The 11,136-nt window shown below is 46.1% G+C and carries 8 protein-coding genes; 4 read left to right on the top strand and 4 right to left on the bottom strand.

Features of this window, described 5'->3' with window-relative positions; translation table 11 throughout:
* The coding region (locus tag IQ211_RS01765) for a non-ribosomal peptide synthetase (RefSeq protein ID WP_193836311.1) at positions 1 to 4,768 on the top strand (4,768 nt) is incomplete at its 5' end.
* A 317-nt stretch (positions 4,769 to 5,085) separates the two neighbouring features.
* Complete coding sequence (locus IQ211_RS01760; protein ID WP_189758870.1) at positions 5,086 to 5,712, top strand: beta/gamma crystallin domain-containing protein; 627 nt, start codon at positions 5,086 to 5,088, stop codon at positions 5,710 to 5,712.
* Between the two features lie 181 nt (positions 5,713 to 5,893).
* Here IQ211_RS01760 and yfcD read toward each other — a convergent pair whose 3' ends face one another.
* Positions 5,894 to 6,412, bottom strand: coding sequence for an NUDIX hydrolase YfcD (gene yfcD / locus IQ211_RS01755; protein WP_189758869.1), 519 nt, complete (start codon positions 6,410 to 6,412; stop codon positions 5,894 to 5,896).
* A 124-nt stretch (positions 6,413 to 6,536) separates the two neighbouring features.
* Between yfcD and IQ211_RS01750 the strand changes: the two genes are divergently transcribed.
* Together IQ211_RS01750 and IQ211_RS01745 are read left to right on the top strand one after the other, a co-directional pair.
* Positions 6,537 to 7,163 (top strand): glutathione binding-like protein, encoded by a 627-nt coding sequence (locus tag IQ211_RS01750; protein WP_189758868.1) that lies wholly within the window; start codon positions 6,537 to 6,539, stop codon positions 7,161 to 7,163.
* 135 nt (positions 7,164 to 7,298) lie between these two features.
* Entirely contained in the window at positions 7,299 to 8,213 is a 915-nt protein-coding gene (locus IQ211_RS01745) for a TIGR01777 family oxidoreductase (protein ID WP_189758867.1), read from the top strand.
* Positions 8,214 to 8,389: 176 nt separating this feature from the next.
* Here IQ211_RS01745 and IQ211_RS01740 read toward each other — a convergent pair whose 3' ends face one another.
* The 3 genes from IQ211_RS01740 to cvpA are packed head-to-tail and all read right to left on the bottom strand — an operon-like array spanning position 8,390 to position 11,064.
* On the bottom strand, positions 8,390 to 8,980 hold the full coding sequence (locus IQ211_RS01740; RefSeq protein WP_189758866.1) for a UbiX family flavin prenyltransferase: 591 nt from the start codon (positions 8,978 to 8,980) through the stop codon (positions 8,390 to 8,392).
* A gap of 45 nt (positions 8,981 to 9,025) precedes the next feature.
* On the bottom strand, positions 9,026 to 10,543 hold the full coding sequence (purF, locus tag IQ211_RS01735; RefSeq protein WP_189758865.1) for an amidophosphoribosyltransferase: 1,518 nt from the start codon (positions 10,541 to 10,543) through the stop codon (positions 9,026 to 9,028).
* 32 nt (positions 10,544 to 10,575) lie between these two features.
* Positions 10,576 to 11,064, bottom strand: coding sequence for a colicin V production protein (cvpA, locus tag IQ211_RS01730; RefSeq protein ID WP_099132017.1), 489 nt, complete (start codon positions 11,062 to 11,064; stop codon positions 10,576 to 10,578).
* Between the last annotated feature and the right edge of the window lie 72 nt (positions 11,065 to 11,136).

Raw genomic sequence — 11,136 nt, 5'->3', positions numbered from 1 at the left:
CGGCGACCTCGGCCGCTGGCTACCTGATGGCGCAATTGAGTATCTGGGACGCAATGATTTTCAAATTAAGATCCGTGGCTTCCGCATTGAACTGGGGGAAATTGAAACCCAGCTGCTGGCTTACGAAGACGTCCACGATGCCGTGGTGATCACCCGTGAAGAAGAAAGCGGTGACAAGCGCTTAATTGCCTATGTGATCCCCAAAACCGGCATCACATTAAAACCGGCGGAGTTACGTGAACACCTCAGTGCCCGCCTGCTGGAATATATGTTACCCCGTGCCTTTGTTATGCTGGATGCCTTCCCGATGTCCGCCAACGGTAAACTGGATCGCAAGGCCCTGCCGGCACCGGATCAAAGCGCTATTGTCAGCCGTGAATACGAAGCACCACAGGGCGAAATCGAACAAAAACTGGCGGCAGTCTGGCAATCGCTGCTGGAACTGGAACAGGTCGGGCGCCATGACAATTTCTTCGAACTGGGCGGCCATTCCCTGCTGGTCGTCAGCCTGATCGAACAATTGCGCCAGCAAGGGCTTTCTCTGGCGGTCAGCGCGGTCTTCGCTGCTCCCACGCTGGCGGCCATGAGCGCCCGCTTACATCAAAAGCAAGATGCAGCGCTAGCGGTTATCCCGCCTAACCTGATCCGCGAAGACAGCCCGCAGATTACGCCCGCCATGCTGCCACTGGTGACATTAACCCAGCCCCAAATTGACCGTATTGTTGACCATGTTCCGGGCGGTATCGCCAATATTCAGGATATTTACCCGCTTGGCCCCTTGCAGGAAGGCATTCTGTTCCACCATTTACTGACGGAAACCGGTGACACCTATCTTGAAAATATTCTGATGCACTTTGACAGCCGGCCACGGTTGACAAATTTCTTGCAGGCGTTGCAGCAGGTGATTGACCGGCATGATATCCAACGCAGTGCCTTCCACTGGCAGGAACTTCCTATTCCCGTGCAGGTGGTCTACCGTCATGCGCCCCTGCCGATCACAGAGCTGACGTTATCCGCAGAAGAACGTGCCGAAACCCAGCTACGGCGTCTGACTGATCCGGACAGCATACGGTTAGATATTACTCAGGCGCCATTACTGGCCGCTTACATCGCCCGGGATCCTGCCACCGATCAATGGTGGTTAAGCCTGCTGCATCACCATCTGGTATGTGACCATCTGTCACTGGAAATCATTTTCAGTGAAGTGCAGGCACTGATCCTCGGAGAAGCCGCACACCTGCCCGCCCCATTGCCTTACCGCAATTTTATCGCCCAGACCCGTCAGGTGCCGATTGAAGTGCATCAGGCTTATTTCCAGCAGTTACTGGGTGACGTGGAAGAACCCACGCTGCCGTTTGGGTTACTGGATGTACAGGGGAATAGCCGCGATAAGCACGATAAAATCGTGGAAGATATTGTCACCTTAGATAAGGAACTGGCCCAACAGATCCGGGATTGCGCCCGTCAATTGGGGATGAGTGCGGCCGTGCTATTCCATGTCGCCTGGGCGCAGGTATTGGCACAGTGCAGCGGCCGCGATGATGTGGTATTCGGTACGGTGTTATTGGGCCGCTTACAAGGGGGCATGGGCGCTTCACAGGTGCTGGGGATGTTTATCAATACCCTGCCAGTCCGTATCCAGTTACAGGCCCGTACCGTAAAACAGGCGGTACAGGAAACCTACCAGCGCCTGAGTGAATTACTGGATCATGAGCAAACTCCTCTGGCGATTGCCCAGCGGTGCAGCGGCGTGCCGGCTTCATTGCCACTGTTTAACAGCCTGCTGAATTTCCGTCACAGCCCGCGTGATGAGGAAGCGGCGCATTCATTGGCTTGGGACGGTATCCAGGTGTTGGACAGTGAAGAGCGCAGTAACTACCCCTTATCCCTGGATGTGGACGATTTTGATGATGGATTTGCACTGACCGCACAATGCAGCCAGCAAATTAATCCGGTACGCATTACTGCCTATATGAAGACGGCACTGGAAGGCATTGTGGCCGCGCTGCAATATGCGCCTGAGCAACCTATCCACGCTATCGATATCTTGCCACGGGCCGAACGTACCCAATTACTGGAGGGTTTTAACGATACGGCGATAGACTATCCACAAGACGCCTTAATCCATCAACTGTTTGAACAACAGGCAGCACGCACACCGGATGCGATTGCATTGGTCTTTGGTGAGAGCGAACTGAGTTATGCGGCACTAAACCGTCAGGCTAACCAACTGGCACACCAGTTGATTGACGCGGGGGTACGCCCCGATGATCGCATCGCTATCTGTGTTGACCGCAGTCTGGATTTGATTATTGGTCTGTACGCTATCCTTAAAGCGGGGGCTGGTTATGTTCCGCTTGATCCCGAATACCCGGCCGAACGTCTGGCGTATCAACTGTCAGACAGCAAACCTGTGTTATTGCTGACACAGCGCCCTTTACAGGGACTGCTGCCAATATCAGATATGCCCGTCTGGTTGCTGGACGATGAAAGCCACCGCAATAACGTAGCAAAACAGCCGATCCATAATCCGGATATTCAACTTCAACCCCATCATCTGGCTTATATTATCTATACATCCGGCTCTACCGGCCAGCCCAAAGGCGTGATGCTGGAGCACCGCAATGTGGTGAACTTTATCCATGCACAGCACCAGACCAGCGAGCCACAATCAGGGGATCGTATCCTGCAATTTGCGACTATCGCCTTTGATACCTCGGTATCCGATATTTTCCCTACCCTCGCATCGGGAGCAACACTGATACTGCGCCCTGCTCATATCCGTGTACCGGATGCAGAATTTGTCGATCTGTTAAATAAGCAGAAAATCACTATCATGGATATGCCGACCGCCTTCTGGCATCAATGGGTACAGGAGATGATGGCAGGACGCAGTGGTTTCGGCCAATATCTGCGCACCGTTATCGTCGGTGGCGAGAAAGCGGAACTGCGCCATTTAATCAGTTGGCAATCTATACCTGAAACGCAATCCTGCCGTTGGATTAACTCTTATGGTCCTACCGAAACCACAGTCATTGCGACCACATTAAAAGTGGATGGAACGAGCACGCCATCGACTGATATCACCGATAATATCCCGATTGGCTATCCATTGCCCAATACCCGTATTTATATTTTGGATACATTTGGGAAGCCGGTTCCTGTCGGCGTCAGTGGTGAAATTCATATCGGTGGCGCCGGTGTGGCCCGTGGTTATCTCAATCGCCCCGATTTAACCGCGGAAAAATTTGTGGCGGATCCGTTTAGCAAACAGCCCGATGCCCGTATGTACAAGACCGGCGATCTGGGGCGTTGGCTACCCGATGGTGCGATTGAATATTTAGGACGCAATGATTTTCAGGTCAAGTTACGCGGATTCCGCATTGAACTGGGGGAAATTGAAACTCGTCTGGTGCAATGTCAGGGAGTACAAGATGCTATTGTCCTGATCCGAGAAATAACATCTGATGATAAACGTCTCGTTGCATATGTTCAGCCAGAATCCGGTGTCAACTTGGTTCCCAGTGAACTGCGTCAGCAACTTGCTCAACAGCTTGCCGAGTTTATGCTACCCAGTGCATTTGTGATCCTTGACGCTTTCCCGCTTACCTCTAACGGCAAAATCGACCGTCAGGCATTCCCTGCTCCCGATCAATCTGCCATCGTAACCCGTGATTATGAAGCCCCCCAAGGTGAGGTTGAAATAACATTGGCTCAGATTTGGCAAGATCTTCTGGGAGTGGAGCGTGTCAGCCGTCATGACCATTTCTTTGAATTAGGAGGCCATTCACTGCTTATTTTGAAAGCCAGCTCTTTAGCAATAGAAAAACTTGGGCTTCAGCAGAATATGATGGCGAGCTTGATGACGTTTACCACTATCAAAGAACAAGCCCACGCCATTGAAGATCGAGATAATATCCATGTTGGTTCTATGGTCGGCCTGTCACAAAACCTCAAAGCAACACCGCTGTTCTTTGCTCCCGGCGCTGGAGGACACGTGCTTTATTTGCGGGAATTGGCGACAGCATTGGAAGGTATTTATGCCGTTTGGGGTATGCAATCACCAGAGTTAGATGGACGTAGTGATCCCCCATCATACCTTGAGATGAACGGCCTTGAGGCAATGGCCAGCGTTATGATCGATGATCTTAAGAAAGTTCAACCCAATGGCCCTTATTATTTAGCTGGACACTCTTTCGGAGGCTGGCTCGTATTCGAAATGGCTCGACAACTCGTCCAACAAGGTGAACACATTGGTTTACTGGCTTTAGTCGATAGCGAATCCCCTCTAGAAAGCTTAACCCAAAGGAACGAATCAGAATGGTCTAATAGCCGCTGGCAGGCCGAGTTTGGCAATGTGCTTGCTGCATTGGCGGGGGCAGAGGAAAACTTTACCGAAGAAGAATTTGAATCCATGACAGAAGAAGAGCAACTCGATAACTTGCGACTTCGTCTCATTGAAGAGGAACTCTTACCTCCTCAACTTGAATCTAAAGAAATCTCTGCCTATTTAAATGTCTTCAAGGCCCATTCTTTGGCAACTTATCAGCCGCAAGAACGCTATTCAGGGACACTCCACCTGTTTCTGGCTAGCGAGGAGTATGAAGGACAAAATATCTCTACCGAAAGCATTATTAATGGCTGGAAGACGCTGGTTACTGGGGAAGTTATTCCCGAAACTTTATCTGGTGATCACATCACTATTATGCGTCAACCTTTCGTTCAAGGGTTAGCATCGGCCATAGCGAGTGTAAATATAATTCCATAAATTTCTGGCAGCCAATGGCTGCCTTATCCGCTAACAACAAACCTCGTTATTCTCAACGAGGTTTTTCGATATTTATACCAATCTAACTTCAAGATGCAGCTTGCAAATCAATGTGATTGTTTATACGCGTGGAAATATAAGACGCATCTTGAAAGGCGATTGGTATAATGCGTATATTAATAGAGAAGAATATAAATTAAATAAATATATTTTAAAGGCAAGAGCCAATATAAGAGACACGCATTATCTTGACATATAAACCAAGCTTCTTATCCTAGATATTCCTTCCACAATCAAAAATAAGGGGAATATTTATTATGTCTAAAGATGAATTAACCAATGGCGCTATATTTTATACCGGAAAAAATTATACTGGGGCTAATTATAAATATCCAGAAAATAGTACAGAAGTAAACTTAACTGGTACTTCATTAAATGATAAGTTTTTTTCCGTTAAAGTTGGGACAAGTTCCATCGTATTCGCCTGGCGACATAACAGTGATAGTGAAGTTGGGCAAATTTATCGTGAATGGGAGAAAAGCCAACCAGATATCAGTGATATTCAAGGACTAACAAAATTTATTGTTTCACCTTCAAATCGTGATTTACTCGCAGTAAAATTAATTAATGAATCAGGTATCGATCAAATATTTAGGGCTAATATTCAAACCTATACAATCCCCAATCCTGTAGATTGTTATTCAAATGGAGACTATGAAATTGTTGGCTTAATTCCCCAAAATGGTCAGCTATATGTTACATCTGTTGTCATTTTTGATCAAAATAACATTCCGGTTACTCAAGGTGCAGTTTATTTTAAATATAATGGCACAGGTCTCGATATCATAACATATGATGAAACTAAACCACCCCATACGCGGTTTGAAAAAGCTGACAGCTATCATTTTAAGCTTTTCTTAGAAGATTTACCCACTAATAAATAAAAAAGTAAGATGTTAAATTAAACATTCATTACTTTATTTATTCATATTAATAAAATAGAAAAGTCGCAATAGAAATAAGGAGTATGTATTATAAATATACATACTCCTATTTTAAATGATTATTGAATATCAACAAAAGATCCTCATTTCCGTAACCAATAATTGTCAATGATAATTAAAACTACGCCACTTGATTATTACGTGCTAACCATAAAGAGAGCGCTTTCAGTGAATCCTGGGTGAACTCATCACAACGGGCCGTGATTTCTTCCGGTGTTAGCCAGTAAACTGCGGCGACTTCTTCTTCCTGCAATGCAAATGGCCCATGGCTAACACAACTGAACAAACCACCCCATATACGACAATTGTCCTCTTCATAATAAAAAATCCCATGCTCGGCAAAAGGAACACCTGCAATCCCCAACTCTTCTTCTGCCTCCCGACGCGCGGCTTCAAGCAAAGTTTCTCCCGCCATCACGACACCACCTGCCGTTGCATCTAATTTTCCCGGATAAAAATCTTTCGTTTCTGTACGATGCTGAATCAGGATCTTGCCCATCCCATCATGCACGACAATATAAGTAGCACGATGCCTCAAGTTCTGCGCTCTCATCTGCCGGCGAGACGATTGCGCAATAACTTCATTGCCTTCATTGACGATATCAATCCATTCAATATTTGCTGATTTTTCTTGCATCATTCTAAAAACCTTTTATCAATCAGTTGCCTGTTACTTTTTGCAGTAAATTTATAACATTTATAAACAAACGATGGTAAGGTAATATCGTTACGTTTTTCAGAAAGTTATTATCGCTGGAGGTTATATGATAGATCTGTACTATGCTCCAACCCCAAATGGCTACAAAATCACTCTTTTTCTTGAAGAAGCCGGCATTCCTTATACTATCTACCCCATCAATATCAGCACTGGCGAGCAGTTTAAACCTGAATTTCTCACCATTTCACCCAATAACAAGATCCCGGCTATTGTCGATCATCAACCCGCCGATGGGGGAGAGCCTGTCTCTATCTTCGAATCAGGGGCTATTTTACTTTATCTGGCAAATAAAACAGGCCAACTATTAAGCAAAGATTTGCGTGAACGTACCGAACAATTGCAATGGCTGTTTTGGCAAGTTGCCGGCTTTGGCCCAATGCTCGGTCAAAATCACCATTTCAACCGCTACGCTCCCGAAGTTGTACCTTATGCCATTAATCGCTATGTGGAAGAATCAAAACGTTTATACAAGGTGCTAAACACTCAACTGGAAAAAACGGCTTATCTCGGCGGAAACGAATATAGTATCGCAGATATTGCCACTTATCCGTGGGCGAGATGCTATGAACACCAAAAAATCGACCTACAGGATTATCCGGCGGTTGCTAAATGGTTGGATAAGATCAGCCAACGCCCGGCAACACAAGCCGCCTACGCCGATAAGGTAGCTTAACGCCTATAACCTGATGACGAGATATTTCACCATAAAGCTTGATATTGGTAACAGATAACAGCATATTTCGCTGCCGCTTAAGCTATCCCTTGTTATAGTCCAATGTGCAATTATTTTTTGTTACAGGGGGTGGCTATGCGTATCTTAATTACGGGGGGAACAGGGTTAATTGGTCATCGCTTGACCTGCCAATTAATTTCGCTCTCCCATTCCATCACCATTTTGAGTCGTTCACCACAAAAGGTGTATTCTCTGTTTTCTGATCGCGTTGCCTGTTGGACAACGTTGGATGACCAACACGATCTTAACGGCTTTGATGCTGTTATCAATCTTGCTGGCGAGCCTATTATCAATAAACGATGGACATTGAAACAAAAAGAGAAACTGTGTCAAAGCCGCTGGCAGATCACTGAACAGTTGAGCAAGCTAATCAAGGCCAGTGAATCTCCGCCATCTGTATTTATTTCCGGTTCGGCCGTTGGTTATTATGGTGATCAAGGACAAGCAGTCGTTACCGAAAACGATCTTCCTCACAATGAATTTGCCCATCAACTTTGTGAACGTTGGGAGCAACTTGCCCTACAAGCTCAAAGTGACAAAACTCGCGTATGCCTGTTACGTACGGGCGTTGTCTTGGCTCCCGAAGGCGGAGCGTTACAAAAAATGCTGCCACTGTTTCGATTAGGTTTAGGGGGAGCTATCGGCAATGGCAAGCAGTATATGCCATGGATACACATTGACGATATGGTCAATGGTATTTATTACCTGCTGGTATCACCTGAATTACAGGGCCCTTTCAATATGACATCGCCTTACCCTGTTCATAATGAGTTGTTTAGTGCCACACTCGCGACTGTGTTACATCGCCCTGCTTTTATACGCATTCCTGCATGTGTGTTAAAAGCAATGATGGGAGAAGCCGCAGAGTTAGTCCTGGGTGGTCAACAAGCTATTCCGAAAAGACTGGAAGAAGCCGGATTTGGTTTCCGTTATTTTCAACTGGAAGAAGCCTTGCAAGATGTCATAGAAGAGAAAGACAATACTTATTAATCTATACGCATTAAACTTCAAATTGCAATTTACAACACGCTATGAAACCTGATTTCTCCCCGCTTTGCAGGGAGAAATCACACGCATCTTAAAGTGAGATTGGTATATCTTGAACAAGGGTAAGGTAATAAACGATATACTGTTATGATTTCTTCACAACAACATATTGACTCAACTTAAATGCCATATCCAATGGGTTTAGCACCCTGCCAACGGCTAAACAGATCTTCTGGCAAGTCAATATCAAATTGATCAAGCACACGGTTAACCGTTTGGTCGATAATATCCTGAATATGTTCAGGACGATGATAAAATGCCGGAACAGGTGGCATGATCACCGCCCCAATTTCCGCGGCCTGCGTCATTAATCTCAAATGCCCCAAGTGCAAGGGGGTTTCTCTCACTCCCAGCACTAGCTTGCGCTTCTCTTTCAAAACAACATCCGCAGCACGGGTAATTAAGCCATCAGTGTAACTATGCACAATGCCTGATAGGGTTTTTATGGAGCAAGGCAAAATCACCATACCCAATGTCTTAAAAGAGCCAGAGGAAATGGATGCGGCAATATCACGATTGTCATGTACAACATCTGCCAAAGCTTGTACATCTCGCAGCGTATAGTCCGTCTCCAATGCCAAAGTCTGTCGGGCTGATTGACTGATCACTAAATGCGTTTCAATGCCTTCTATTGGTCGCAAAACTTGCAGCAACCTGACACCATAAATCGCACCACTCGCGCCGGTCAGCCCGACAATCAATTTTTTCATGTTTTCCTCTGAGATTCTGGCTATAACTGCATGATAATAACAATATTATCCTTCATTATATATTTCCAGATCCTCTATTTCGCTCTGTCCACGCACTTTCATTGCATCGTCTTTGCGTAGATTTTCCAGGTAGTCGAGGTAACACTGGTCAATGTCTTTCGTGACATAAATACCATCAAATACAGAGCACTCGAATGTTTCAATATCAGGGTTTTCTTCCCGGACAGCCTGGATAAGATCGTGGAGGTTTTGGTATATCAGGGCATCAGCACCAATGATCTGACGAATTTCATCCACTTCCCGACCGTGAGCTATCAGTTCATTGGCATTCGGCATATCAATACCATAAACATTCGGGAAACGAACTTCCGGTGCCGCCGAGGCAAAATAGACTTTCTTGGCTCCCGCTTCGCGCGCCAGTTCAACAATCTGCTCAGACGTGGTTCCACGCACGATGGAATCATCCACCAGCAAAACATTTTTACCCCGGAATTCAGCGCGATTAGCATTCAGTTTACGACGAACAGACTTACGTCGCTCTTGCTGACCAGGCATGATAAAGGTACGCCCGACATAACGGTTTTTGACAAATCCCTGACGATAGGGTTTATCCAGAATATGGGCGATTTCCAATGCGATATCACAAGAGGTTTCCGGTACGGGAATAACGACATCAATATGTAAGTCTTCCCATTCACGGGCAATTTTTTCCCCCAATTTCCGCCCCATCCGCAACCGAGCGTTATAGACCGAAACCTTGTCAATAAAGGAATCCGGGCGAGCAAAATAGACAAATTCGAACAAACACGGTGTTAATGACGGATTTTCTGCACACTGGCGAGTAAACAGTTGCCCGCTTTCAGTGATATAAATCGCTTCCCCAGAAGCCACATCACGCAGGAACTCAAAACCCAGTGTATCCAGCGCCACACTTTCCGATGCCACCATGTATTCATTGCGGCCATCTTCCCGTGTTTTCTTTCCCAGCACCAGAGGACGAATGCCATGTGGATCACGAAAAGCCACCACCCCATGCCCAATAATCATGGCAATACACGCATAAGCGCCACGAATTTTTTTGTGCATTTTTGCGACTGCCGAGAAGATATCATCAGGCTCTAAAGGGAAATGGGGAAATTGGGCTAATTCATTGGCAAAAATATTCAGTAGAATTTCAGAGTCTGAGGTTGTGTTGACATGACGGCGGGCATTTTCAAACAGCATTTTTTTCAATTCATGTGCGTTTGTCAGATTGCCGTTATGTGCCAACGTGATACCAAAAGGAGAATTCACATAAAAGGGCTGCGCTTCAGATGCACTGGAACTGCCCGCCGTAGGATAACGGACATGTCCAATGCCGATGGTTCCCTGTAAACGTAGCATGTGCCGTGTTTCAAACACATCCTTAACTAAACCATTCGCCTTACGTAAACGAAACTCATTGTTACCATCAATAGTTGCAATACCTGCTGCATCTTGTCCACGGTGCTGAAGCACCGTCAATGCATCATAAATCGACTGGTTAACCGGTGTAAAACCGACGATACCGACAATACCGCACATGTAGCCTTTCCTCATCAGCCAAGCGGAGAGCGCTATCTCTCCGGCAAGAAACTCGACGCACTTTGTAAGTAGTCAAAAAACCACCTGATAATTTGACTAAACTGTGGGATCAGTTGTGATTGTTGCCAATCCTGACTTTTGGGCAGTGGTGTGAAAGAGTCCGCAATAAACAAAATGGCAGACACCACCAAGACACCACGTAAGGCGCCAAAGCAGATCCCCAAAACCCGATCAGTGCCTGACAGGCCCGTTCGCTGAACAAGTGAACCAATGACATAGTTTACTACTGCGCCAACAATCAGTGTTGCAATAAATAAGATAGCAATCGCTACCCCATTGCGCACCAGTTCATCCTCAAGGCGGGTAAAATAAGCCGCCAAATAAGTATAGAAGTGGCTTGCAACAAAGAAAGCACAGCCCCACGTTATCAGGGAAAGCGCTTCGCGAACAAAACCACGAATCAAGCTAACCAGTGCCGAGAAACCAATGATGGCAATGATCGTATAATCAATCCAGACCATATTTTAATCCAAAAACAGGCTCCCGACACTCAGGTCGGGCGCATTCTAACAGAAAACGAAAACGTTTGCGTA

It is taken from the genome of Xenorhabdus griffiniae (genome assembly GCF_015163655.1).
In the GTDB taxonomy this organism is placed as follows: Bacteria; Pseudomonadota; Gammaproteobacteria; order Enterobacterales; family Enterobacteriaceae; genus Xenorhabdus; species Xenorhabdus griffiniae.
This window is presented reverse-complemented; position numbering and strand designations above follow the sequence as displayed.

Excerpts from the sequence above, each read along its gene's own strand:
- IQ211_RS01760 (WP_189758870.1), top strand. The coding sequence starts at position 5,086 with ATGTCTAAAGATGAATTAACCAATGGCGCTATATTTTATACCGGAAAA.
- yfcD (WP_189758869.1), bottom strand. The coding sequence starts at position 6,412 with ATGATGCAAGAAAAATCAGCAAATATTGAATGGATTGATATCGTCAAT.
- IQ211_RS01750 (WP_189758868.1), top strand. The coding sequence starts at position 6,537 with ATGATAGATCTGTACTATGCTCCAACCCCAAATGGCTACAAAATCACT.
- IQ211_RS01745 (WP_189758867.1), top strand. The coding sequence starts at position 7,299 with ATGCGTATCTTAATTACGGGGGGAACAGGGTTAATTGGTCATCGCTTG.
- IQ211_RS01740 (WP_189758866.1), bottom strand. The coding sequence starts at position 8,980 with ATGAAAAAATTGATTGTCGGGCTGACCGGCGCGAGTGGTGCGATTTAT.
- purF (WP_189758865.1), bottom strand. The coding sequence starts at position 10,543 with ATGTGCGGTATTGTCGGTATCGTCGGTTTTACACCGGTTAACCAGTCG.
- cvpA (WP_099132017.1), bottom strand. The coding sequence starts at position 11,064 with ATGGTCTGGATTGATTATACGATCATTGCCATCATTGGTTTCTCGGCA.